The 25,554-nt window shown below is 69.7% G+C and carries 18 protein-coding genes; 14 read left to right on the forward strand and 4 right to left on the reverse strand.

Annotated elements, in window-relative coordinates; genetic code table 11:
* Window positions 1–62: 62 nt before the first annotated feature.
* The 9 genes from WME79_RS25025 (at window position 63) to WME79_RS25065 (ending at window position 11,834) form a co-directional block, all read left to right on the forward strand.
* Window positions 63–1,499 (forward strand): DUF4350 domain-containing protein, encoded by a 1,437-nt coding sequence (locus WME79_RS25025; RefSeq protein WP_437539701.1) that lies wholly within the window; start codon window positions 63–65, stop codon window positions 1,497–1,499.
* Window positions 1,496–2,473, forward strand: a complete 978-nt coding sequence (locus tag WME79_RS25030; protein WP_437539703.1) for an AAA family ATPase — start codon at window positions 1,496–1,498, stop codon at window positions 2,471–2,473. Before WME79_RS25025 ends, WME79_RS25030 begins: the two co-directional genes overlap by 4 nt.
* A gap of 6 nt (window positions 2,474–2,479) precedes the next feature.
* Entirely contained in the window at window positions 2,480–4,150 is a 1,671-nt protein-coding gene (locus WME79_RS25035) for a DUF58 domain-containing protein (protein ID WP_437539705.1), read from the forward strand.
* A 9-nt stretch (window positions 4,151–4,159) separates the two neighbouring features.
* Window positions 4,160–4,990 carry a 16S rRNA (adenine(1518)-N(6)/adenine(1519)-N(6))-dimethyltransferase RsmA gene (gene rsmA, locus WME79_RS25040; RefSeq protein WP_437539707.1) on the forward strand — a complete coding sequence of 277 codons (831 nt, stop codon included), beginning with the start codon at window positions 4,160–4,162 and terminating at the stop codon, window positions 4,988–4,990.
* 241 nt (window positions 4,991–5,231) lie between these two features.
* Entirely contained in the window at window positions 5,232–6,656 is a 1,425-nt protein-coding gene (gene atpD, locus WME79_RS25045) for a F0F1 ATP synthase subunit beta (protein WP_012237076.1), read from the forward strand.
* A gap of 7 nt (window positions 6,657–6,663) precedes the next feature.
* Window positions 6,664–7,221, forward strand: coding sequence for an ATP synthase F1 subunit epsilon (atpC, locus tag WME79_RS25050; protein WP_437539709.1), 558 nt, complete (start codon window positions 6,664–6,666; stop codon window positions 7,219–7,221).
* 199 nt (window positions 7,222–7,420) lie between these two features.
* On the forward strand, window positions 7,421–9,370 hold the full coding sequence (dnaG, locus tag WME79_RS25055; protein ID WP_437539711.1) for a DNA primase: 1,950 nt from the start codon (window positions 7,421–7,423) through the stop codon (window positions 9,368–9,370).
* Between the two features lie 118 nt (window positions 9,371–9,488).
* On the forward strand, window positions 9,489–11,399 hold the full coding sequence (gene rpoD, locus WME79_RS25060) for an RNA polymerase sigma factor RpoD (RefSeq protein WP_437539713.1): 1,911 nt from the start codon (window positions 9,489–9,491) through the stop codon (window positions 11,397–11,399).
* 87 nt (window positions 11,400–11,486) lie between these two features.
* On the forward strand, window positions 11,487–11,834 hold the full coding sequence (locus WME79_RS25065) for a hypothetical protein (RefSeq protein ID WP_437539715.1): 348 nt from the start codon (window positions 11,487–11,489) through the stop codon (window positions 11,832–11,834).
* Window positions 11,835–11,876: 42 nt separating this feature from the next.
* Here WME79_RS25065 and WME79_RS25070 read toward each other — a convergent pair whose 3' ends face one another.
* Complete coding sequence (locus WME79_RS25070; protein ID WP_437539717.1) at window positions 11,877–12,659, reverse strand: rhomboid family intramembrane serine protease; 783 nt, start codon at window positions 12,657–12,659, stop codon at window positions 11,877–11,879.
* 212 nt (window positions 12,660–12,871) lie between these two features.
* On the reverse strand, window positions 12,872–15,520 hold the full coding sequence (gene bamA / locus WME79_RS25075; RefSeq protein ID WP_437539719.1) for an outer membrane protein assembly factor BamA: 2,649 nt from the start codon (window positions 15,518–15,520) through the stop codon (window positions 12,872–12,874).
* Between the two features lie 310 nt (window positions 15,521–15,830).
* Between bamA and WME79_RS25080 the strand changes: the two genes are divergently transcribed.
* The 3 genes from WME79_RS25080 (at window position 15,831) to WME79_RS25090 (ending at window position 21,130) form a co-directional block, all read left to right on the forward strand.
* On the forward strand, window positions 15,831–18,233 hold the full coding sequence (locus WME79_RS25080; protein ID WP_437539721.1) for a DNA gyrase/topoisomerase IV subunit A: 2,403 nt from the start codon (window positions 15,831–15,833) through the stop codon (window positions 18,231–18,233).
* A gap of 2 nt (window positions 18,234–18,235) precedes the next feature.
* Window positions 18,236–20,173, forward strand: coding sequence for a DNA gyrase/topoisomerase IV subunit B (locus WME79_RS25085; protein ID WP_437539723.1), 1,938 nt, complete (start codon window positions 18,236–18,238; stop codon window positions 20,171–20,173).
* Between the two features lie 393 nt (window positions 20,174–20,566).
* Complete coding sequence (locus tag WME79_RS25090) at window positions 20,567–21,130, forward strand: helix-turn-helix domain-containing protein (RefSeq protein ID WP_437539725.1); 564 nt, start codon at window positions 20,567–20,569, stop codon at window positions 21,128–21,130.
* An 85-nt stretch (window positions 21,131–21,215) separates the two neighbouring features.
* Here WME79_RS25090 and WME79_RS25095 read toward each other — a convergent pair whose 3' ends face one another.
* Window positions 21,216–22,034, reverse strand: a complete 819-nt coding sequence (locus WME79_RS25095) for a carbon-nitrogen hydrolase family protein (protein WP_437539727.1) — start codon at window positions 22,032–22,034, stop codon at window positions 21,216–21,218.
* Window positions 22,035–22,096: 62 nt separating this feature from the next.
* Window positions 22,097–22,849: a hypothetical protein gene (locus WME79_RS25100; RefSeq protein WP_437539729.1), complete on the reverse strand. Its 753-nt coding sequence runs from the start codon at window positions 22,847–22,849 to the stop codon at window positions 22,097–22,099.
* Between the two features lie 152 nt (window positions 22,850–23,001).
* On the opposite strand from WME79_RS25100, the gene WME79_RS25105 reads away from it, so the two are divergent.
* The gene (locus tag WME79_RS25105) at window positions 23,002–23,487 is read left to right on the forward strand and encodes an NUDIX hydrolase (RefSeq protein WP_437539731.1); all 486 of its coding nucleotides are present in this window, start codon (window positions 23,002–23,004) and stop codon (window positions 23,485–23,487) included.
* Window positions 23,488–23,500: 13 nt separating this feature from the next.
* Window positions 23,501–25,531, forward strand: a complete 2,031-nt coding sequence (gene ligA / locus WME79_RS25110; RefSeq protein WP_437539733.1) for an NAD-dependent DNA ligase LigA — start codon at window positions 23,501–23,503, stop codon at window positions 25,529–25,531.
* Window positions 25,532–25,554 lie beyond the last annotated feature (23 nt).

Genomic DNA, 25,554 nt, shown 5'->3' on the forward strand with positions numbered 1-25,554 from the left:
CGGGTTCTGCTTCTGGTTCCGGCTCCGCTTCCGAACTTGTTCGGGAAGATCGGCGTCGGCCAGTGCGCTCGCAGGTCACATCCTGCTCCTTCCTGGCGGTGCTGGTCGCACTGATGGCGCTGCTTGCGCCCGCCCGGGCAGCGGGCGCCGCCTTCGACGTGAACGACCCGAGCTGGGAGGGTTGCTCGGAGCTTCTCGAGATCGCGCGCGCGGAGCTGGGGGCCGCGAGGGTCCACCCCGTCGCTGTGCTCGACTGGAGCCAGGTCGGCCCCGAGGACGGCATCCTGGTCCTCCACCCGCTGCAAACGCTGGACGCTGACGACACGACCTCCTTCATGAAGGCCGGCGGCCGGCTCGCCATCATCGACGATTTCGGCCGCGGCGACGACACGCTCCGGCGGTTCCAGATCGAGCGCATCCCGACGCCAGCCCGGCCGCTCGCCGCGCTCCGGAACCGGCCCTCCCTCGCGATCGCGGAGCCGGTCGCCGACACCGTCGGGGGCCACTCCGTCGGCCGGCACCCCGTCGTCAGCCACGTGGAGCGGCTCGTCACGAACCACGCGACCGGCCTCCGGCACCCGAACCTCTCGCCCGTGCTGCGGATCCGCGCCGTCAGCGAGCCGGACGTGATCCTCGCCGTCGCCGGGCAGGTCGGCAAGGGCCGGCTCTTCGCGATGGGGGACCCGTCCGCGCTGATGAACATGATGCTCAGGTACCCGGGCAACCGCGCCTTCGCCTCGGGCCTGACCCGCTACCTGGTCGACGAGGATGGGGCGGAGCCGCGCCGAGGGCGGCTCCACATCGTCGCGAACCGGTTCGACGAAGAGAGCTCGTTCGGCGGCGAGACGTCGCTCCGCAAGGACTTCGACGCGCAGGTCAAGGCGCTCGCGAGCGCCGTCGAGGGCGCCCGCCGCGACGGACTTCCGGGCGGCGCCCTCCTCGCGCTCGCTGCGCTCGCCGGCCTCGGCCTCGCGATCTGGACGGCGCGCGCCTCCGCACGGCCGTACCGAAGCCCGCTCCCCCGGTACGCCCGCCCGACGCCGCTCGTCGCCCAGGGAGGCGCAGCCGGGCGCTTCGCCGTCCTCGCCGCCCCCTCGTCCCCGCGGGGCCTCGCGTTCCTCGAGCTGAAGAGCGCCCTGTTCGAGGCGCTGTCGTTGCGGTTCGGCCTGGAGGCGAATCCGGCGCAGGAGACGGTCGCGCGGCTCGTGGCGCGAGAGGGATCTCTTGACGAGCGAGCCCTCTCGGCCTTCAAGGATGTTCTGGGCACCATGTACCGAGTCGAAGCGTCCGTCGTCGCCGGCAAACCGGCGAACGTGTCCAGGCCCGCGCTCATGCACGCCGCCGACGTCGTGCGGAACGTCCTCGCCGCCTGCGGCGCCGACGGCCGGAAGCCGCCGCGCGGACGTCACCCCAGCGCGCCCCCCGATCCTGCGACGGCGTCCCCGTCGCCAACAGACGCGAAGCTCGCACCACCCCACTCAGACAAAGGCGCTCGATGAACCAGGTTCAGGCCGTCGCCGTCGACGAAATCTCCGCGGCCAAGGAGCGGATCGAGGCGGTCCGGCGAGAGATCACGCGCGTTTACATCGGATCGCCGCGCGCGATTGATCTGATGCTCACCGCCCTGCTCGCGCAGGGGCACGTGCTGCTGGAGGGCGTCCCCGGCGTCGCGAAGACCACGCTGGTCAAGGCGTTCGCGGCCACGCTGGGCGCGTCGGTCCGGCGGATCCAGTTCACGCCCGACCTCCTGCCCGCCGACATCACGGGAACCTATGTCCTGTCGCCCAAAGAGGGGACCTTCACGCTGCGCCCCGGTCCGATCTTCGCGAACCTCGTGCTCGCCGACGAGATCAACCGCGCCCCGGCGAAGACCCAGTCGGCCCTGCTCGAGGCCATGCAGGAGCGACAGGTGACGATCGAGGGCGATCGCTTCGAGCTGCCGTCGCCCTTCATGGTGCTCGCGACACAGAACCCGATCGATCTCGAGGGGACCTACCCGCTGCCCGAGGCGCAGATCGACAGGTTCCTCATCCGCGTGAGCCTCGGCTACCCGCAGCACAAGGACGAGGTGGCGATGCTCCGCGCGCACAACGTCGAGGCGCCGCGGGCGCGGGCGACGCTCTCCGTCCAGGACCTCCTGATGCTGCAGGGCGTCGCGCGAAGGATCCACGTCGAGGACGATCTGTACGAGTACGCGGTGAACCTCACCGCGTTCACGCGCACGCACCCTCGCGTGCTGCTCGGCGCGTCGCCGCGGGCCACGCTCGCGCTGGTCCAGGCGGCGAAGGCGGCGGCGGTGATCGGCGGGCGCCCGTTCGTCACGCCGGACGACGTGCGCGGCATGGCGCCAGCGACGCTGGCCCATCGCCTGGTGCTGGTACCCGAGGCCGACGTGGACCCCAAGGCGCGCGACACGATCATCGACGAGGCGGTTCAGCGCGTGGGGTACCGGCGCGCGGCGCGGCCGGCGTAGATCCGCATGCAGCTCTACCCCACGCGCACCGCCGCCCACCTGGCCATCGCCGGCGTCGCGGTCATGGGCGCCGGGCTCATCGCGCGCGAGCCGGCGATCGTCGGTTGGGGCGGGGCAATCCTGGTCGCGATCGCGCTCGCCCGCGGCGTGACGCTGGTGTCGGTGGCGCGCATCCGCGCGGCCGGGTTCGAGATGCTCTGGGGCGGCTCGCGGCGGATCCTCCGTTCCGCGCGCGGAGGCACCGTGGAGATCGAGGCCGAGGTTCGGAACCGCGACACCCTCGCGGCTCGCTACGTCAAGCTGCGCACCATCGCCTCGTCGCAGCTCGACGTGCGCATCGAGCCGAACCGCGGCGAGGTCTCCGCCTCGGGTCGGCTCAAGGTGAAGGTCATCGTGCGAACGCCGCGCGTCGGCCAGCACGGGCTCCACGGGCTCGCGCTCGAGGTGCACGGCGCCCCGGGCCTCTTCGAGGTACCCCTGACCTTCGCGAACCCGTACGGCATCGAGGTGCTCCCGCGGCCCTTCATGCCGTACCTGACGCAGCCGCGCGGAGGACGCAGTCACCTCCTCGCTGCCTCCGGCAAGCCCGGGCGCGTACGCGGCGAAGGAGACGACCTGCGCGAGCTGCGAGAGCACCAGCCGGGGGACCCGTTCCGGAAGATCGCGTGGAAGGCGAGCGCGCGCCGGGGCACACTGCTCGTGCGGGAGTTCGAGCGCGAGGAGCGGGATGTGGTCTGGGTCCTCGTCGACGCGGCCGTGGAGCTCTGGGCGGGGCCGCTCGGCCGCGCGCCGCTCGATCTCATGATCGACGAGGCCGCGGCCATCGCGACGAGGCACCTCGGGCGCGGCGATCGTGTCGGGCTCATCATCCTGGCGCCCGGCCCGCGCGTGACGATCGCGCCCGATCACGGCCCAGGGCATGGCCAGAAGATCGCGCAAGCGCTCACCGTCGGGTGCGGCACGTACGACGCGGATCGGAGCGAGCTCGACGAGTCGGACGTCGCGGCGCGCGTCATCGAGCACCTCAGGCCGCTCGACGCGCGCGGCCTCGACGATCTGCGCCGCGGCGACCTCGACCGGCTGGCGGCCCGCGCGGAGTCGATGCGCGCGCGTGCGCCGTTCTCGGCGCCTGCGCCGCTCGGACGCTCGCAGCGCGAACGGACGCTGCGCCGCTACCTCGCGAGCTACGGCATCGAGTCGCCCGCGCGCGCCGAGCCGGATCGGCGCGATCCCGCCGTGGCGGTCGCCGAGTCGCTCACGCACATCGCGCGCGTCAAGCCGCGCGCGAGCATGGTCTACGTCCTCGCGCCGCCTCCCGCCGACGCGCAGCTGAGCCAGCTCTCGGAGGCCGTGCGTCGGCTCTCTCGGAAAGCTGTCCACGTGGTGTGGACGCTCCCGGATCTCGAGCCAGGGCTCGGCCCTCCCTGGGAGGCTCCGCGGCCGCAGGAGAGCGACGGCGACGAGGGGCAGAGCGGCCCCACGCCGGCCAACAAGGCCTTCCAGGAGCTAGCGCCGATCGCGGCCGAGGCGGTGCTCATCCGCGCGCGGGTGGCTCAGACCCGCCGCGAAGCCGTGCTCCGTAAGGTCGGCGTGCGCGTGGTGCGGCTGCGCGCGGCGGCCGCGCCGAGCAGAGCCGCAGACGCAGCCCACGACGGGGCGCACCCACCACAGATCTGAGGGCGAGAGATGGCCATCGCAGAGCTCTTGCGCACACGCGGTCTCTCCCCGAAGAAGGGGTTCGGGCAGAACTTCCTCGTCGACGTCGATGCGGCGCGCCGAATCGCCGAGGCGGCCACAACGACAGAGGGCGGCGCGGTGATCGAGATCGGAGCAGGGCTCGGCGCGCTCACGCGGCCGCTCCTCGATCGCGCCGCGCACGTCGTCGCCATCGAGCGCGATCGCGACCTCGTCCCGATCCTGCGCGAGCAGCTCGCTGGACCGATCGAGGAAGGCCGCTTGACGCTGCTCGAGGCCGACGCGGCGCAGGTCGACTGGGTCGGCGCGCTCTCCGGCCACGCGCGGCCGCACGCGGTGGCGGGCAACCTCCCGTACCACATCACCGGCCGGCTCCTCGAGCAGGCGACCACCGTCGCGCATCAGATCGATCGCGCGGTGTTCATGGTGCAGCTCGAGGTCGCGGAGCGCCTCGTCGCCGCCCCGGGCAGCGCCGACTACGGCGCGCTCTCGGTCTTCGTGCAGGCCGCGTTCGACGTGCGCCGCCTCCTGATCGCGCGCGCCGGCGCGTTCTACCCGAGGCCCGAGGTCGACTCGGCGGTCGTCGTGCTGACGCCGTGGCGCCCGCGGCGCGCCGAGGAGACGGACGCCTTTCGCGCGGCCGTGCGCGCCGCGTTCTCGGCGCGCCGCAAGACGCTCCGGAACGCCTGGAAGAACCTCTATGGCTGGTCCTCCCAGGAGCTCGAGCAGCACGCGAAGGACGCCGGCATCTCGCTCGACGCGCGAGGCGAGACGCTCAGCGTGGAGGCGTTTGCGCGGATCGCCGCCTCCAGAGGACGCTGAGCGCCCGCCGCGCACCGGCGCCCCCTCGCCAGAGCCGGAGAGCGGCCGCGAATGGACGTCGCACCCGGACGTCCCGTGTGGAGCCCAGCCCCGGAAAACACGCCCAATGCTGCGCGTCCGCAGCGGAGTGGCTGTCAAAAATCCCGCAGAATTTCTGGCAGACGGCACTAGTCGGACGCGCAGGTCCGTGCTAGTGGGCCCCGCGACTCGTCAAAGCACGTACGAGGAGGGCTCCCGCTCCATGGTTGTTGGAAAGATCACCCAGGTCATCGGACCGGTCGTCGATGTCGATTTCCCGGCTGGCCAGCTGCCCAAGATTCTGAACGCGCTCAAGCTGAGCAACCCGAGCATCTCGGCTGAGCCAGACAACCTCGTGCTCGAGGTCGCCCAGCACCTCGGCGAGTCGTCGGTGCGCACGATCGCGATGGACTCCACCGACGGCCTCGTGCGCGGGATGGAAGTCCGCGACACGGGCAAGCCCATCATGGTGCCGGTCGGCAACGAGTGCCTCGGCCGGATCCTGAACGTCGTCGGTGTGCCGATCGATGAAGCCGGGCCCGTGCACGCCAAGAAGGTGGCGCCGATCCACCGAGAGCCGCCCCCCTTCATCGAGCAGTCGACCAAGGTCGAGGTCTTCGAGACGGGCATCAAGGTCATCGACCTGATCGCCCCCTACCGCAAGGGCGGCAAGATCGGCCTCTTCGGCGGCGCTGGCGTCGGCAAGACGGTGCTCATCCTGGAGCTCATCAACAACGTCGCGAAGGCGCACGGCGGCGTGTCCGTCTTCGCCGGCGTCGGCGAGCGGACGCGCGAGGGCAACGACCTCTTCCTCGAGATGAGCGAGTCGAAGCTCGCGGACGGCAGCCCCGTCATCTCGAAGGCCGCGCTGATCTACGGCCAGATGAACGAGCCGCCGGGCGCTCGCTCCCGCGTCGCGCTCTCGGCGCTCGCCGTGGCCGAGCACTTCCGCGACGAGGAGGGGCAGGACGTCCTCCTGTTCGTGGACAACATCTTCCGGTTCACCCAGGCCGGCTCCGAGGTGAGCGCGCTCCTCGGCCGCATCCCGAGCGCCGTCGGTTACCAGCCGACCCTCTCGACGGAGATGGGCGCCTTCCAGGAGCGCATCACCTCGACGACCAAGGGCTCCGTCACCAGCGTCCAGGCGATCTACGTCCCCGCGGACGACCTGACCGACCCCGCGCCGGCCACGGCCTTCGCCCACCTCGACGCCACCACCGTGCTTTCGCGCGCGATCTCGGAGCTCGGCATCTACCCGGCCGTCGATCCGCTCGACTCGAACTCGACGATGCTCGATCCCCAGATCGTCGGTGAGAAGCACTACTCCGTCGCGCGGCGCGTTCAGCAGACGCTGCAGCGCTACAAGGACCTCCAGGACATCATCGCCATCCTCGGCATGGACGAGCTCAGCGAGGACGACAAGCTCGTCGTGGCGCGCGCCCGCAAGATCCAGAAGTTCCTGTCGCAGCCGTTCTTCGTCGCCGCCCAGTTCACCGGGCTCGAGGGCAAGCTCGTGCCGCTCAAGGACACGATCGCGGGCTTCGAGGAGATCCTCGACGGCAAGCTCGACCATGTCGCGGAGCAGGACTTCTACCTGGTAGGCGGCATCGAGGACGTGAAGGCCAAGGCGTCGCAGAGGGCGTCCTGACGCAGCCATGGCCGACACAATCCTCCTCGAGATCGTGACGCCGACCGGTGTCGCGCTGCGCGAGCAGGTCACGGACGTGACCGCGCCGAGCGTCGCCGGCGAGTTCGGCGTGCTCCCGGGTCACCTCCCGCTGCTCGCCGCCCTCCGGACCGGCCTCGTGACCTACCACCAGAACGGTCAGGAGCACCGCCTGGCCGTCCATCATGGCTTCGTCGAGGTCGCCGACGACACCGCGCTGCTCCTCACCGAGCGCTTCGCGGTGAAGGACGACGTAGACGTCGTGAGGGTACGCCGCCGGCTCAAGGAGGTCGATACCGAGCTCGACCACTGGCAAGGCGACCTGACTGATCCGCGCCGTAGGGCGCTCATCGAAGAGGAGCAGTGGCTCGCCACCGAGCTCGAGCTCATCGGCGATCCGCCCCCTCCGATGGTCCGCGAAGACACGCGGTTCCTGGCCGAGCACGCCGAGGCGCCGCCGGTCGACGAGATGGTCGAGGCTTCCCAGCCCGACGAGAGCCTCACGGACCACAAGAAGCCCGGCTCTCCGTTCCCCGATCCGAAGTGACGTCTCTGGCGGCTACCGCCTTGCACGTGCGGCCGCCGCACAGGACACTGGTCTTCACACAGGCCGCGAGGGACTGGGGGGTCTCCCGCTTCGCGAGCCATCCGCACCATCGAGGCGCTGGCGCGGACGCCGCCACGCCATCTGAGTCCACCCGTGATGATCCGCGGGCCCCGCACGCACGGAGCCCCCAAGGCAGCCCATGATCTCTCCGGAGACGATCGCGCTCGTGAAAGAGCGCACGGATCTCGTAGCGCTCATCGGCGAAAGCGTGCGCCTCGCCCGCCGAGGGCACTCCTTCACCGGGCTCTGCCCCTTTCACAAGGAGAAGACGCCCAGCTTCCACGTGAGCCCGAACCGCGGGTTCTACCACTGCTTCGGCTGCAAGGAGACCGGCAGCGCCATCGACTTCGTGATGAAGCTCGAAGGCCGGACGTTCGCCGAGGCGGTCCGCGCGCTCGCCGAGCGCGCCGGCATCGAGGTGGCGGAGTCGCTGACCGAGGCCGAGCGCCGCGAGGCGCAGGCGGCGCGCAGGTCGAAGGACGACCTCTATGCCGTCAACCACCTCGCCGCGACGTTCTTCGAGCACAGCCTCCGCGGAGGGCCGGGCAGCGCTCCTCACCCACTCGCGCGCTACGCTCACGAGGAGCTCCTGCGGCGCGGCCTGCCTCTCCGCGACGGCGATGGAGCCGCCGATCCGATCGCCGACGCCCTCCAGGCGTTCCGGATCGGCTACGCCCCGTTCGGCTGGGACGGGCTCTCCACGTACCTGCGACAGCAAGGCGTCTCCCCGGTCCTCGCGGAGCGCGTCGGGCTCCTCGTGCCGCGCTCGTCGGGGAGCGGACACTACGACCGCTTCCGGCACCGGCTCATGTTCGCCGTCACCGACGTGATGGGCCGGGTGATCGCGTTCAGCGGACGCGCGTTGCCCGATCCCAGCCCTCCCGAGCTCTCGTCGCTCGGCCTCACCGGCCCTGCGCCGCAGGCCGACGGCGCGCCGGCGAAGTACATCAACAGCCCCGAGTCGCCCATCTACACGAAGGGAGAGCACCTCTTCGGGCTGCACCAGGCGCGCCAGGCGATCCGCCAGCGCGGCGAGGCGATCCTCGTGGAAGGCAACTTCGACGTCGTCGCGCTCCATGCGCGCGGCATCGGCCAGGCGATCGCTCCGCTCGGGACCGCCTTCACGCCCGGACAGGCGAAGCTCATCAAGCGCTTCGCGCCCGCGGTCATCCTGCTGTTCGACGGCGACGCGGCCGGCAAGAAGGCCACGCGCGCGGCGCGCTCCCCGTGCCGCGAGGCGGGGCTCAGCGCGCGCGTCGCCGTGCTGCCTTCCGGCGTCGATCCGGACGACCTCGCGCGCAAGCACGGCCCAGAGGCGATCGCGCGCATCGTCAAAGCGGCGCGCGGCCTGCTCGAGCACCTCATCGACGAGGCGCTCGACGGCGACAGCTTCGGAGGCTCGTCGCTGCCCGAGCAGCTCGCCCGCGTGCGCGCCGTGACCTCGCTGCTCGCCGAAGAAGACGACCCGAACCTCAGGATGATGGCGAAGCTCTACGCCGATCGCCTCTCCTCGAAGCTCGTGATCGGCGGCCGCTCACCGGACGACCTCCGGCAGCTGGAGCGCGTCGTCGAGGAGTCCCTCTCCCGCCCGCGGAACCAGCCAACCCGCGAGGTGATCCCCTCCGGACAGACGACCGAGACGTGGGAGCGCGCGCGCTCACGCGCGCAAATTCAGGAGGTAAGCCTGGAGATCCTGGGCGCACTCCTCGATTTTCCCGAGCTTCTGGCCGACGACGATCTCCAGACAGCGCTGGAGTGCCTCGAAGGCGACGTCGCCCTGGCGATTGTTGCGGCGCGTCAAAATTTCACTTTTGAAATGGGTCTTGCCGCCAGCGAATTTCTTGCGCAAGTCCCGGCTCCGATCCATTCATTCGCGGCTGGACGGCTGGTCTCGCCTGTCTTCGAAGCGGCCTCAACGGCCAAGGCGACGCTCTTGGAGAATTCACAAAAGTTGAGCAGACAGGCCCTGGCGCGACAAAAAGCAGCCGTCGTGAGCCAGCTTCAGAAGAGCGCGGTCGACGCTGATGCTGAAAACGCTTTGCTGCGTGAGCTATTCCAGCGAAGAGCGGGGGGTCTCGGTCTTCCTTGATGCGTTCCGGGTCGCCTCGCCGTGGCGGCCCGACGTGCGTGATCCCTAGAGTTTATCGGAGTCATTTGGTGTCTTGTCGGTCGCGGCGAGCTGATCGCCGTAAGTGGAGCATGAGGTAATGGCGAGCAAGGCCAAGCAATCTTCCGGTCGGGCAGGCGGGGTCGCGAGGGCGGCGGGGGGCGGCGCGCTGAACGGCGCGCGGCACGCATCGACACGCGAGCCGGGGGCACGCCCAAGCAACAAAGGAGACGCGGGCATCCGGGCCGAGCGGTCAGAGAAGGACCGAAAGACGCTGGAAAAGCTCGTCGAAACCGGCAAGAGCAAAGGCTTTCTCACCTATGACGAGGTGAACGACGCGCTCCCCGCGGACGTCGCGCCCGATCAGCTCGACGACGTGGTGGGCGCCCTCGGCGACGAGGACATCGAGATCGTCGACGGCGCGACCCAGGTGAAGATCGCGCCGAAGCGCATCGCGGACGAGGAGGCGGGCGAGAAGAAGCTCGTCGTCACGCCCGACCGCGAGGAAGAGGACGTCGACTACTACTCGAAGTCGAACGACCCCGTCCGGATGTACCTCCGGAAGATGGGCAGCGTCTCGCTGCTCACCCGCGAGGGCGAGGTCGAGATCGCGAAGCGGATCGAGATCGGCGAGCAGAAGGTCAACGCCGCCATCCTCGACTCCCCCATCGCCGTCCGCGAGATCATCGATCTCGGAGAGAAGCTCCGGAAGCACAAGATCCGGGTGAAGGAGCTCATCAAGGACGCCGAGAACGACGACCAGGAGTTCGACGAGGAGGAGGCCGACCGGCGCATCATCCGCCTCATCGACAAGGTGAAGCGCGTCGACAAGAAGAAGGCGGAGCTCCTGGAGGAGCGCAAAGAGGTGAAGACGGAGGTCCGCCGCAAGCAGATCGACGTCGAGGTGACGCAGGCGACAGCCGAGCTCGTGACGACGCTCGAGGAGATGCGCCTCAACAAGCGGACGATCGACAAGATCGTCCAGAAGCTGAAGAGCCTCATCTCGAAGGTCGAGAAAGCCGAGGCGGGGGCGACGGAGCTGGAGCGGCGCACCGGGCTCTCGAAGGGCGAGCTCAAGCGCGAGCTCATCAAGGTGAAGGGCAACCGCGCCCTCGAGGGGCGGCTCGCCAAGAAGCTCAACGTCAACCGCGAAGAGCTCAACGACTTCGAATCGACCATCAAGAACGCCCAGAAGGGCCTGAAGAAGGTCGAGGAAGAGCTCAACATCGACGTCGCGGCGATCCGCGATACCTACGAGAACATCCGCGAAGGCGAGCGGATGGCGGAGCGCGCCAAGGCGGAGCTGGTCGAAGCGAACCTCCGCCTCGTGGTCTCCATCGCGAAGAAGTACACGAACCGCGGCCTCCAGTTCCTGGACCTCATCCAGGAAGGGAACATCGGCCTCATGAAGGCCGTCGACAAGTTCGAGTACAAGCGCGGCTACAAGTTCTCGACGTACGCGACGTGGTGGATCCGGCAGGCGATCACCCGCGCGATCGCGGACCAGGCGCGGACGATCCGCATCCCGGTCCACATGATCGAGACGATCAACAAGCTGATCCGCACCTCGCGCTACCTCGTGCAGGAGTACGGCCGCGAGCCGACCCCCGAGGAGATCGCCGAGAAGATGGAGCTCCCGCTCGACAAGGTGCGGAAGGTCCTGAAGATCGCGAAGGAGCCGATCTCGCTCGAGACCCCCATCGGCGAGGAAGAGGACTCGCACCTTGGCGACTTCATCGAGGACAAGAGCGTGATCTCGCCCGCGGAGGCCGTGATCAACATGAACCTCGCGGAGCAGACCCGTAAGGTCCTGAAGACGCTGACGCCGCGCGAGGAGAAGGTGCTCCGGATGCGCTTCGGCATCGGCGAGAAGAGCGACCACACGCTCGAAGAGGTCGGTCAGGACTTCGAGGTCACCCGCGAGCGCATCCGGCAGATCGAGGCGAAGGCGCTCCGCAAGCTGCGGCACCCCAGCCGCTCGAAGCAGCTCAAGAGCTTCATCGACAGCTAGTCCGTGGGCTGGCCTGCTCGCCAACCGGAGGCAACTCTCCCGCGCGGGCCGCGCTGCTGGCCTCTCGCTGGCCAAGCACGCGCTCGCGTGGGCAGGAGTTTGCCTGGCGAGCAGCGCGCCGCCGTGGCCCTCCTCGTGCTCGCAAGCGCGGTCCTCAGCGGCTGCAGCAAGACGATGTCCGAAGACGACTGCCGCACGATCGGCGAGGGCATGCGCGCCGCATGGGCAGCGGAGGCAAAGCGGGTCGGGTCCACCGCTCCAGGGGGCGCGGGGAAAGCCTCCGTGGTGATCCACAGCGAGGGCGAGAGGCTCTCGTCGGAGTGGACATCCGACTGCAAGCGGGAGCTCGCCGGGAGCAGGGTGGACCCCGGCGAGCTCGGCTGCCTTACCCGCGCGAAGACGCTCGAAGAGCTCCGCCGGTGCGCCACGCCCTGAACACCTGGGAGCGCGGCCGAGGCGGGGCGCCCCGCGACCCGTTCAGTTGAGATAGCGCTTGTCCTTCGGGGGGTCCTTCTGGCCGCCGGGGATGACCCTCAGCGGGACGCCCCCAGAGCGGCCGCGCGCCGCAGGGACACGGCGGAGCGCGGCGGACTGCGCCTGCAGCTGGCGGAAGCGCATCCGTAGATAGAAGCGGCGCAGCGGGGAGAAGTCGCCGAAGAGATACCCCGCGAGCATGCCCCCGAACGGCGTGATCAGCCCCTCGGGGGGCGCGCGCATGGCGATGACGTTGAGCACCGAGATCCCGAAGATGAAGACGAGCAGCATGGTGCCCGTCACGGGGAGGACGAAGAAGAGGCGGACCGTGGCATGTCGGTGCGCGAGCGCCCACGCGACGGCGACCGCCTCGATCATCCCGAGCCCGCCGTAGAAGACCGGCCGCGCCACCTTCGGGAGGAGCGCGCCCACCGCCACCTGGAGCGCGAACGCGAAGGCGGCAGAGCCGAACAGGAACGCCAGCGTACGTCTGGCTCCCCAGCGCTCTTCGAGCGAGGCACCGAGGAAATACAGGCCGAGCAGCGTCGTGACGAAGTGCCAGGGATCACTCGGGTTGTGGACGAGCGGCGCGGTGAGCAGCCGCCACACCTGGCCGTGGAGCACCTTCTCGCTGATGCCGAGGAACGGCTCGAGCACGCCTTCGCCAGCGCCCCCCCAGTTCAGGCCCAGGGTGAACATCACCCAGATACAGCCGATCGCGATCATCATCCCCAGCAGGGCCTTGCCTGGCTTGGGGAACCCCATCGAGCTGTGCTCCGGGCGCATGGATCTCCACCTAACAGCGGCGCCCCCGACGAGCAACCGCTGCCCCCGGACTCCACGGCGATCCGCCCAGCGCCGACCGCCCTCCAGCGGTCGCGACGCCTGCTGCGCGCCATCCAGGACGCTCCGAGCCAGGGTCCGCCCGGCCGCGCACCAGCCACCGGGCAACCCCCCCGGGAGCGCGCACGTCCCTGCTGCGCCCGCTGGCTAGCGGCTCAGAAGAAGTTGCCGATGTTGAACTCGAACTTGTACGTCTCTTCGTAGGGCAGCCGCTTGAACGGGAAGCCCCACTCGAAGCGCAGCGGTCCGAGGGGGGAGAACCACCGGAGCCCGAATCCCCACGAGGTGCGGACGTCGAGGAGGCGCTCGGCCGAGAAGCACGGGTTCGTGACGTCGTGCGGCGATGCGGGGGCGGCGTTGCAGTAGAGCTTCTCGAGATTCCAGGCGTTGCCCAGATCCGTGAAGACGACGCCCTTGATCTGCACGGCCTCGAGGATCGGGAACTCCAGCTCGAGGTTCTGGTAGTACATCAGGTTGCCGCCGATATTCGCGCCGTTCGCGACAGGCAGCGAGTTCGGATCGAGCGACTCGCGGAGCGGGAGGCGCGGGCCGATGTCCCGGATCTCGAAGCCGCGCACATCGAGGATGCCGCCCAGGAAGAAGCGGGCGAAGATCGGCACGCCCTGCGGGTTGGGGCTCGTCACCATGCCGGCCTCGGTGTTCAGCTTGAGGACCAGGCTGTCCGTGATCGGGTAGTAGAACCTCCCCGTGGCACGGTACCGCAGGAACTCGTTCTCGCTGCCGAACGCGCTGTGGGCGAGCTCCACCGAGCCCTGCAGGTAAATGCCTGAGGTCGGGAAGAGCTGGTTGTTGCGCGTGTCGAAGGTGAGCGCAGGGCGGATGCTCGACGTGAGCCCGGCGTTGAAGAGGTTGTAGAGCGGGAGCCGCTGGAACGAGGCTCGCTCCTCTGCCGTGCCGAGGCCGGTATTCTTGGCCGACGAGATCTCGTCGTTCTCCAGCGTGTAGGTCAGCTGCGCGCGCAGCTCCGGCTCGATGAGCGGGTAGCCGAGCGTGAGCGAGCCGCCGGTGGAGGTCTGCGAGAACTCCGTGTAGGTGCGCAGCTGGTTGTAGACGCTCACCGCCGCGGAGAACGGGCTGTCGAACAGGTACGGCTCGAAGAAGCGGACGTCGATGAGGCGCCGCGATCCGGAGATCTGCGCCTGGAGCGACAGAGACTGTCCGCTCCCGAGCAGGTTCGCCTGCTGGACCTGCGCCGTCGCGATGAAGTTCTCGACGCTCGAGAAGCCCGCGCCAATCTGAAAGGTGCCCGTCGGCTTCTCGCCGATGTCGACGTTGACGTTGATGTGCTGGGGGTCGTCGCCCTGCTCGGTGGAGATGTCGACCCGCTCGAAGTAACCGAGCGCCGTGATCCGCTGCTTCGATCGCTCCAGCTTCGTCTCGCTGAACAGCCGCCGCTCCTCCACCTCCATCTCGCGGCGGATCACCTTGTCCCGCGTCTTCGTGTTGCCGCGGATCTCGATGCGCCCGAAGTAGACGAGCTGGTTTCTGCGGATGGCGACGGTGATGTCGACCTCACGCCTGTCCGGGTCGAGCTGGGTGTCGGGCAACCCCTCGACGTTGGCGTAGCCGGCGTCCCGGTAGAGCGTCTGGATCGCGCCGATATCCTTCGCCAGCTCGGCGCGGTTGAACCAGTCGCCCGGCTTGGCCCGCACCATCTCGCGCAGCGCGCGGCGCCCGCCGAGCGGCTCGATCTCGCGGCCGTCGGCGTCGCGCTCATACACGCGGAGCGAGCGGATGCGGAAGCGCGGCCCCTCGTTGATCGTGATCGTGACCTCGATGCCCGTGCGGTCGGGCGTGAGCATCACCCTGGGCGTCGCCACCTGCGCCGCGAGGAAGCCACGATCGTAGTAGAGCGCGTTGATCACGAGGACGTCGCGCTCGAACGCGTCCTGGCGGAACGGACCGCCGGTGCCGAAGGCGAAGAAGCCCCCCTGCCCCGTGATCATGACCTCCCGGAGCTCCTCGTCCGGGATGTTGTGGTTGCCGATGAACGTGACGCGCCGGACGGTGACCGGCGAGTGCTCCTTGATCGTGAACTTGAGGGTGACCTGGTTCTCCCGCTCCGGCTTGACCTCGTAGCTGACCTCGGCGAGGAAGAAGCCCTCCTCGGCGTACTTGTCGCGGAGCTTCTGAACGCCACGCCGGATCGCCGCGTAGCTCAGGATCGTGCCGGTCTTGATCTCGACCGAGAGCGCCTCGGTGAGGTCCTCACTGTCGATCTCCTTGTTGCCGGAGAACTCGATGGCCTTGATGCTCGGGCGCTCGCGGACCAGCACCCTCAGGCTCACGCCGTCGTCGCGGCGCGTGAGGTCGACCTCGACGTCGTCGAACAGGCCGGAGTCCCAGAGCTCGCGCACGTCGCGCGCCAGCCCCTCGGGGGTGAACGGCCTGCCGACCCGCGTCTGCCCGAGGTAGACGAGCACGTCCTCGGTCGAGACCCGCCGGTTGCCGGCGACGGCGACCTGAACGACCGGCTGCCCCCGAGCGAGCTCGGCCTCCGTGGGCGCCAGATGGATCGTCGGCTCGACGGCGTCGGCGGCGACCTGCGCAGGTGTAACGGCGCCAGGCTGGGCTCCCACGGTCGCGTCGGCCGGCGCGGGCGGCTGCGCAGCGCTTGCCGGGGCGGGAGGCGGCGTGGCGCCACCCCTGGGCGGCTGCGCGCCTGGAGCACCTCCGGGCACCTGAGCTGCCGCGAGCCGGGGCCGTAGCGCCGCTACTGCAACGAACACCAGGAAAAGGCCGAGCCAGACAAGCCGCAGCCAGCGGCCGAGAAGGCGAAGCATGGGACGGGTGCCTGTCGCGTACAAGGCGCCACCCCGTAGCCCAGCGCGCCGTGAGTCTCAAGGGCGGACGCTGAAATCAAGGCGTCGTCGTCAGCGCGCGCTCGGCTGCCCTGTGTTCGGGTCGATCTCGCGGCCATCTGACGCTATGCCAGGGTCCGCACGAGCGCAGGCGAGCACGCGCTGCCAGAAATTCCCGCGAGGCAGCCTTGACCGAGCGCGAGCCCCTGGGTAATTGCCGAGGCTCGCCAGCGTTCACCTGAACATCGGAGCACCTGTTCGTCCGGTGCCCGCGCACTCCCTGGAGCATCGCGTGTCTCGAACCCCCTCCCTTCCGTCCGACGGTGACGCGTCCCGCAAGGGCCGCCGTGGCGGCCGGCCCGGTGACAGCGAGCCGCCGCCGCCCCCGGCGCCCGACACCTCGCTCGCCGACGAGGCGCAGCGCCGGTACCTGAACTATGCGCTCAGCGTCATCACGTCGCGCGCGCTGCCCGACGTCCGCGACGGGTTGAAGCCGGTGCAGCGCCGCATCCTCTACGCGATGCTGCACGACCTGCACCTCGGGCCGGACGCGAAGTACCGGAAGAGCGCCGCCGTCGTCGGTGACGTGATGGGCAAGTACCACCCGCACGGCGACGTCGCGATTTACGACGCGATGGTCCGGCTCGCGCAGGACTTCGTGATGCGGGCGCCGCTCATCGCCGGCCACGGGAACTTCGGCTCCGTGGACGGCGATGCGCCCGCCGCGATGCGTTACACCGAGGCGAAGCTCCGGCCCCTGGCGCTGGAGCTGCTCAGCGAGCTCGGCCAGCGCACCGTGGACTTTCGTCCCAATTACGACGGGACCCGCTTCGAGCCGATCGTCCTTCCGTCGCGCTTCCCCAACCTCCTCGTGAACGGCTCTCAGGGGATCGCGGTCGGGATGGCGACGAGCATCCCGCCGCACAACCTGGGCGAGGTGATCGACGCGTGCGTCGCGCTGATCGAGAACCGCGAGCTCACCACGCACCGGCTGCTCTCGTACGTGAAGGGGCCGGATTTCCCGACCGGAGGTCAGCTGCACGCGACGAAGAAGGAGCTCGAGGCCGTCTACACGGCTGGCCAGGGCTCGCTGAAGCTCCGCGGTGAGTGGCAGCTGGAAGAGGGCGACGGCAAGCGCGGCGCCGCTCCGCAGATCGTGATCACCTCCATCCCGTACGGCATCGAGCGGAAGGCGATCGTCGAGAAGATCGCCGAGGTGATCCTCTCCAAGAAGCTGCCGACGCTCGTGGACGTGCGCGACGAGTCGACCGGCGAGGTGCGCATCGTGATGGAGCTCAAGCGCGGCGCCGACGCGCAGCTCGTGATGGCGTACCTCTACAAACAGACGCCGCTCGCCATCAACGTGCAGGTGAACCTCACCTGTCTCGTGCCCACCGACAACGCGGAGATCGCCGCGCCGCGGCGGCTCGGCCTGCACGAGATCCTGACGAAGTTCCTCGACTTCCGCTACGCGACGGTGACGCGGCGCCTCGAGTTCGAGCTCGGCGAGCTGAGGCGGCGGATCACGATCCTCGAAGGCTTCGAGAAGATCTTCGACGCGCTCGACGAGGTGATCCGGATCATCCGCAAGAGCGAGGGCAAGGCCGACGCAGCCGAGAAGCTGATGAAGCGCTTCACCCTCAACGAGGAGCAGACGGACGCGATCCTCGAGCTCAAGCTCTACCGGCTTGCGCGGCTCGAGATCCTGCTCGTGCAGAAGGATCTCGGCGAGAAGCGCGCCGAGGCCAAGCGGATCGAAGGGCTGCTCCGTAGCGACGCGAAGCGCTGGGGGATCGTCCGCGACGAGCTCGTCGAGATCAAGGGATCCTACGGCGAGAAGCGCCGCACGAAGGTGGTCGGCTCGATCGACGAGCCCGAGTACCAGGCGGAGGACTTCATCGTGGCCGAGGACGCGAACGTGATCCTCTCGGCGCAAGGCTGGGTGAAGCGGGTCCGCGAGGTCAAGGATCTGGCCTCGACGCGCATCCGCGAGGGAGACAGCGTCCTCGCGGCCGTCGCCGGCTCGACGCGGTCGACGGTCGCGTTCTTCTCGAACCTCGGCGCGTGTTACGTGTGCCGCATCCACGAGGTGCCGCAGTCGACCGGCTACGGCGATCCCGTGCAGAAGCTGTTCAAGCTGGCCGACGGCGAGCGGCTGATCGCGCTGATGTCCTTCGATCCGAGGGCGCTCGACGTCCCGGCGCAGACCCCGGACTCCGTCGAGCCGGAGCCGCCCTTCGCGCTGGCGATCACCCGAGGAGGCCTCGGCTTCAGGTTCTCGCTGCGGCCGCACCGCGATCCATCGACGCGCTCCGGGCGCCGCTTCGCCAAGCTGAACGAGGGCGACGAGGTGCTGTTCGTCCACGCGGTGGACGGCGCCGACCGGGTGCTCTGCGCCTCGAGCGACGCCTGGGCGCTCAGCGTGGCCGTGGAGGAGCTCGCCCTGCTCTCCGGCCCGGGCAAGGGCTCGGTCGTCATGCGGGTCGCCGAGGGGGAGCGCCTGATCGGCGCCGCGCTCGCCCTCGGGCCGAGCGACGCGATCACGGTCGAGACGGAGAAGGGCAAGACGCTCGAGATAACCGCGAGCAAAATCGCCGGCCAGCGCGGCACCCAAGGCGAGCCGGTCGCACGACGCGACCGCTTCGTCCGCGTGGTGCCGCCGGCCGTCGTCGTACCGACGCTGGAGGTGAGCTGAACATGGCCGCCACGAATCCCCCGGTCCGCGCCGCTTCCGGCGCACGTTACACGGCCGCTGACATCGAGGTGCTCGAGGGGCTGGAGCCCGTCCGCAAGCGCCCCGCCATGTACATCGGCGGCACCGACGTCAGGGGCTACCACCACCTGCTCTGGGAGATCGTCGACAACGCCGTCGACGAGGCCATCAACGGGCACGCGAAGCGGATCGAGGTGACGCTCGACGCCGATCTCCAGGGCGCCACCGTGACCGACGACGGACGCGGCTTCCCCGTGGACATCCATCCCAGGTACAAGCGCCCCGCGCTCGAGCTCATCCTCTGCACGCTGCACGCGGGCGGGAAGTTCGGGAGCGACAACTACAAGGTCTCAGGCGGGCTCCACGGCGTCGGCTCGAGCGTCGTCAACGCGCTCTCCGAGCTCGTCGATGTCCGGGTGCTGCGCGACGGCTTCGAGCACCAGCAGACGTTCTCGCGCGGCGCGCCGACCAGCAAGCTCAAGAAGGGCGCGCCCACCCGCAAGCACGGCACGAGCATCCATTTCCGGCCCGATCCGGAGATCTTCGGGCAGGGCCGGCGCTTCGATTCCGAGACCATCCGCGAGCGCCTGGAGGCCAAGGCGTACCTCCACGGAGGGCTCGAGATCGTGTTCCGCGATCTCTCGTCCGGAGAGTCGATCGAGCTCCTCCACCCGAACGGCATCGCGGACTTCTTGCCGAAGCTGGTCGCCCAGCGCGGCAAGACGGTCACGCACCCGACCATCTTCTACGTCGCGCGCGAGGGCGAGATCCGCCTGGAGGCCGCGCTCCAGTGGACCGAGTCGACCGACGAGTACGTGAAGTCGTACGTCAACGGCATCCCCACGCACGCGGGCGGGGCGCACGAGTCCGGCTTCGGCGCCGCGATCGTGAAGGCGGTCCGGGCGTTCATGGACGCAAAGAAGGTCCAGCCGAAGGGGGTGACGCTGACGGCCGACGACATCCGCGAGGGGATCGTGGGTGTCCTCTCCATCTACATCCAGGACCCGCAGTTCCAGGGGCAGACGAAGGATCGACTCAACAACACGGAGGCTGGACCGGCGGTCGAGGGCATGGTCCGGCCGGCGCTCGAGCAGTGGATGCTCCACAATGGCACGGCCGGCGAGTCGATCGTGGCCCGCGCGATCCTGGCGGCGCGCGCCAGGGAGGCGCGGCGCGAGGCGACCCAGCAGGTCCTGCGCAAGACGCCGGTGTCGCACCGGCTCAACCTGCCGGGGAAGCTCGCCGATTGCGCCTCGACCGATCCGAGCGAGAGCGAGCTCTTCATCGTCGAGGGCGACAGCGCAGGTGGCTCGGCCAAGCAGGGCCGGGACCGCCGGACCCAGGCGATCCTCCCGCTCCGCGGCAAGGTGCTCAACGCGGAGCAGGCCTCGACCTCGAAGGTGCTCGGCAACAAAGAGCTCCAGGACATCGTGAGCGCGCTGGGCTGCGGCTTTGGAAAGGACTTCGATGCCTCCAAGTTGCGGTACGGAAGGATTTTTCTACTCATGGACGCCGACAGCGACGGCCAGCACATCGCGACGCTGCTGCTGACGTTCTTCTACCGGCACCTGCCCGGCCTGCTCCGCGGCGGGCACGTGTTCCTCGCGCAGCCGCCCCTCTACAGGATCGACGTCGGCAAGGAGACGCACTGGGCGCTCGACGACGCCGAGCGCGACCGGGTCCTCGCGAAGCTCCCCAAGACGGCCAAGGCGGATATCTCGCGGTTCAAGGGGCTCGGCGAGATGCCCGCGGAGGACCTCAAGGCGACCACGCTCGACATCCGGCGCCGGCGCGCGCTGCGCATCGTGATCGAGGGAGAGATCGAGACCGATCGCATCCTGAACGAGCTGATGGGCAAGGACGCCCAGGCGCGCTTCCGCTTCATCATGGAGCGCGCGCCGAACGCCGAGATCGACGTCTGACATCGATCCCTCGTTCGAGAGGTCCCGGCGACTTCGCGCCTCGCGCGGACCTCGTTGGATGCGGGGCCGCGCTCCTGCATTCATCCTCCCTGACCGCCATGAGCTCGCCGCGAGGATGTCGCAATGCAGGCGACCGCCATGGCGTGCACGTCGCGAAGACACAATGTGCCAACCGCGGGTGATCTCTGGCGCCTGTGCCACGTGAACGGCAGGCCACACCCCGTCGGACATCGCGAGCAGGCTGCCGGGCAATCGCGACATTTTGTGCTGCTGAATGCCGATCCACGGGAGCCGAGTTCGCTGCGTCAGCTTGCGGCCTGCTGGTTGCAATACGTCGCGCCGGTGGCCGCGATGACCGCGAGACACCGCCCTTTCACCGCTGGAGAGGTACTCGTGACGACTGCGCTTCCCATCTCGACTCCGCTCGCACCCTCCTCGTCCCACAGCATGCCGGCCGCATGTTCCCTGTCGGTTCCGAGCGGCGCGCCTGCCGCACGGCCGGCGTCGCTCCCCACGCCTGGTGTCGCTGCGCCGATCCACAGCGCGCAGCCGCCGCGAGCGACCGGCGTCCCCCGATCCACGCCACCACCGCGCTCGGCAGCCCCGCTCCCGCGCAGTACCTCGGAGCGAATCCTGCTCGGCCGCGACCGCATCCGCAGCGCCGCGGAAGCGGGCCAGAGGATCCGTTCCTACGAGGTCGCGCTGGACCTCGATCTGTCCGAGTTTCACTTCGCACGGCTCTTCCGCGCCGCCTTCGGGTCATCGCCCCACGTCTATTACGATGAGGTGCGTGCGGAGCGCGCGCGAGCGCTGCTGCATGAGGGGCTAACCGAGGGAGAGGTCGCCCGCCGCATCGGCTTTCGCAGGCCTGCGGAGCTCCGCGCCCTCCTGTCCAAGCGCGGCAGCACGCCGCCCCCGGCCGGAGAGTCGGAGCCGAGCGACGCCTCTGCCGAGTGAGCTGACGGCAGAGATCGACCCTACGGAGCGCCGGCACTGCCACCTCCGGTGCGAGGACAAAGTGCTTACCCCCATGACACGACGATCAGAGCCTACGGTGCGTGAGCGAGGGTAGGTTCGCCCTGACCCGATCGAGGTAGGAGGGGTCGAGCATCGCCATCGCGATCCCCTCCCCTTCCGAGGCCTGAGCGATCACCTCACCCCACGGATCGATGACGCACGATTTCCCGAACGTCGCCCGCCCGCCAGGATGCTTGCCCCACTGTGCCGCGGCCACGACGTACGCCTGGGCCTCGATGGCCCGGGCGCGGAGCAGGACCAGCCAGTGGTCCTTGCCGGTGAGCAACGTGAACGCCGCAGGGACGACGATGGCCTCTGCACCCGCGGACGACAGCGCACGGTAGAGCTCCGGAAACCTCACATCGTAGCAGATCGAGAGCCCGAGCTTCACGCCGTCGATCTCGGTGACGACGGGGCGATCGCCGGCGGTTGTTGACGCCGACTCGCGGTACTTCGTTCCGTCGGCGATCTCGACGTCGAAGAGGTGAATCTTCCGGTAGCGCGCGGTGAGCCGGCCGTCGGGCCCGAACACCGCGCAGGTGTTGTAGGGCCGCGCCGGATCGTGTGCGCGCTCAGGGAAGCCGCCGGCCACGAGGGTCACCTGGGCGGAGCGCGCCGCGTCGGCGAGACGACGCGCGATCGGACCGCCGCCAGCGTCGAGGTCCTCCGCGATGTTGCGCTTCCCCTCCTCGTTGCCCATGTACGCGAAGTTCTCGGGCAGCACGACCGTCGTCGCCCCGCGGCGCGCCGCCTCCACGACGAGCACCTCGACCCGCGCCAGGTTCTCGCTCACGTTCTCCTGACTGGAGAGCTGAAGGGCCGCCCAGATCACCGGTTTTTCCATGCGGCAAGCCTACCGCACGGGGAACCGGCGTGGACCACACGCCGACGGGAGCGCAGGGCTCGTCAGATTCCTCGATCTCCGGACGCTCCCGCAGCCCCGACAGCACCAGCGCCACCTGCCCCGCCGGCACCGGCAGCCCCGCCGGCGCCAACGCCACCTGCCCCGCCGCCACCCGCAGCCCCGCCGGCGCCAGCGCCACCTGCCCCGCCGCCACCCGCAGCGCCGCCGGCGCCAGCGCCACCTGCCCCGCCTGCGCCCGCGGCTCCACCGCCGCCATCCACCTCGGCGGGCGCGGCGCACTCGAGCGGCGCGCCTGAGTAGGTGCACCTGGCGTCACACGCGGAGCACACACAGGCGAGCACCCGCTGGAACATCCGGTGAGCGGCGCCCGCATCGTCCGGGAACACACACGCCATCTGGCAGGCTTTGTTGTGGCCGCACCCCTTGAGGCACAGGCTGATCGGCCTGCACTCAGGCTCCCCGTCGCACGCCGCGAGCTCCGCCTCGCAGCGCCCACCGCGGGACGCATGCTCGTTGAAGCAATCGCCGCAGCGCCCGGCTTCGCCGCCATAGGCCGCGAGGCACTCGCAGACGTTCGCCGGCCCCTCGTCGGCGCCCGCATCGGGCAGCGCTCCCCCCGAGGCGCCCGCGCTGGTGGAGCTGCCCGCCTGAGGGCGCGGCGACGGGAGCCGCTCCTCGGTGCAGCTCGGGAGCGACGCGAGCGCAAGCGCCGCCCCTGAGGCCATCACACCGCAGAGGAAAGCCCAGCCGTACAACCCGACAGGAGCGCGCATCGCCCTCCGCACGATCGCCATGATGGGGACGAGCGTAGCCTGCCTCTCTCCCGCGACCGAGCCTGAGCCGCATGGCTCATGGATGTCCGCACGATCCGCCGAGGCCGCACGGAACCCTCTCCCGGCGGCGCCCGATCGCTCCTATGCTTTCCCCGCACGTCACAAAAATTCTCATGGAAATCGCTCCCCTGTCGATATTGCCGCGCTCTGTGCTCGCCCTTGCCAAGGAGGTCGCGCGCGCGCTGCTCCGGCGACCTGTCGTCGGGATCGCCGCCGCCGCTCAGACCGCCGACGGCCGCTGGCTGCTCATTCGCCGCAGCGACACCGGAACATGGGCGCTCCCGGGAGGCACCCTGGAATGGGGGGAGACGCTCCGCGACAGCATCGTGCGGGAGCTCGCCGAGGAGGCCGGCGTCACCGAGGTCGAGCTTGGGCGGGTCGTGGGCGTGTACTCGCGGCCTGATCGCGACATCCGCTTCCACGCCGTGACGGTCGTCGTCACCGCCCGGATCGCCGCGCCGACGCGCCCTCCGCAAAACCCGCTCGAGATCCGCGAGGTCAGGCTGTTCCGGGAAGACGAGCTCCCGTCCGAGCTCGCGATGGACATGGGGGATCTCTTCGCCGCCGCCCGGCGCGCCGGCGACACGGAGCTCGAGTGAGCCGAGGCAAGCGATGACGCAGGCACACCACGACGACGCCGGAGCGCGCAACGCGCTGCAGGGCGGGCTCGCGACGGATCCGAAGCACAAGGCAAGGATCGAGGAGCTCGCCGAGCGCATCGAGAAATACAGGGCGAGCTACTACGCAGGGCGCCCCGAGATCTCGGACGCGGCGTTCGATGCCCTCGAGGACGAGCTCCGCGCCCTCGATCCGGCGCACCCGGTGCTCGCCCGGGTCGGCTCAGCCTCCCTGATCACCGAGTGGGAGAAGGCGCGGCACGAGATCCCGATGGGCTCGCTCAACAAGGTCGTCTCCGAGGACGAGCTCCTGGCCTGGGTCGCCCGGTGCGACGAGATCCTCGTGAAGGACGGGCACGGCGACGGCGGCACGGGCGCCGCGCCGCCAGCGCACGCCGCCGCCTCGAGCGTCGCGGGTGACCTCTTCGTGGCGGAGAAGCTCGACGGCATCTCCATCGAGGTCATCTTCAAGGGCGGCAAGCTCGTCGACGCCATCACCCGCGGCGACGGTGAGTGGGGCGAGCGGATCACCGCGAACGTCGCGCGGATGAAGGGGATCCCCTCGCGGATCCGGGAGAAGGGCCGGCTGTCCGTGCGCGGAGAGATCATCCTTCGCCTCTCGGACATGAAGCGCCACTTCCCCGGCGTCACCAGCCCGCGCAACATGGCCGCGGGCGCCGCCAAGCGGTTCGACGGCCAGGGGGCGGAGCACTGCACCGTGCTCTTCTACGATGTCGCCGAGCACCTCGAGATCCCGACGTGCCGAGCGCGCTTCGCCTGGCTGCGCGAGCTCGGCTTCGCGACGCCGCAGACCGCGCACGGCAGCGTCGAGGACGTCGTGAAGCTCTACCGGCGCTACTCGAGCGAGCTCCGCGCAGGCCTCGACTACGAGATCGATGGGCTCGTCGTCTACGTGGACTCGCTCCACCTCCAGGGCCTGCTCGGCGACGTCAACCGCCGGCCGCGCGGCGCGGTCGCCTTCAAGTTCGCGTCGCCCGCCAAGGTGACGACGGTCGTGGCGATCCAGTGGGACACCGGGCCGAGCGGCAGGGTCACCCCGGTGGCGATCGTCGAGCCGGTGGAGCTCGCCGGCGCGAACGTCCGGCGCGCTTCCCTGCACAACTCGGCCAACGTGCGGAGCCTCGGCATCGGGGTGGGCGACGAGGTGCTGGTCTCGCGGCGCAACGACGTGATCCCGTACGTCGAGGAGGTCGTCGAGAAGCGCGGCCCCGTCGCCGTCCCGCCGTCGGTCTGCCCGGTCTGCAGCGCGCCGCTCGTCGTCGAGGGAGAGTACCTCCTCTGCCGGAACGCCGCGTGCCGCGCGCTCATCGAGGGGCGCATCCACAACTGGATCGACGCCATCGGCGCGCTGGAGTGGGGCGACAAGCTGATCGAGCAGGTGGTGGCCGCGGGTCTCGTTCGAGAGCCGCTCGACCTCTACAAGCTCACGGTCAAGAGCATCGCCGACCTCGATCGGCGCGGCGAGAAGAGCGCAACGAAGTGCCTGGAGCAGCTGAAGAGCCGCCTCCCGCTCGCGCTGCCGGTGTTCCTCGCGGCGCTCGGCATCGAGGGGTTCGCGATCCAGACCGCGCGGCTGCTCGTGTCGGCGGGGTACACGACGATCGAGAAGCTGCTCGCCGCCGGCGAGGACGAGCTCGCCAGCATCCCGGGCCTCGGCGCGATCAAGGCCGCGAGCATCGTTCGAGGGCTGCGCGCCCGCAGCGAAGAGATCGCGCGGCTGCTCGCCGGCGGCATCGTCCCGGTCGCGCCCGAGGCCGAAGGCCCGCTCGCCGGACTGACGTTCTGCTTCACCGGCGCGGGCGCGCGTCCCCGCGGCGAGCTCACGCACCTCGTCGAGTCGAACGGCGGGCGCGTGCTGAACAGCGTCACGAAGGAGCTCAACTACCTCGTCATCGCCGACGTGGCGTCCACGTCGAGCAAGGCGGTGAAGGCGCGCAAGTACGGCACGAAGCTCGTCACCGAGGACGATCTGGACAAGCTCATCGCCGAGCGCCGCGGCGGCTGACCGAGCGGAGCCGCCACCTCGAC

The organism is Sorangium sp. So ce726 (assembly GCF_051521405.1).
In the GTDB taxonomy this organism is placed as follows: Bacteria; Myxococcota_A; Polyangia; order Polyangiales; family Polyangiaceae; genus Sorangium.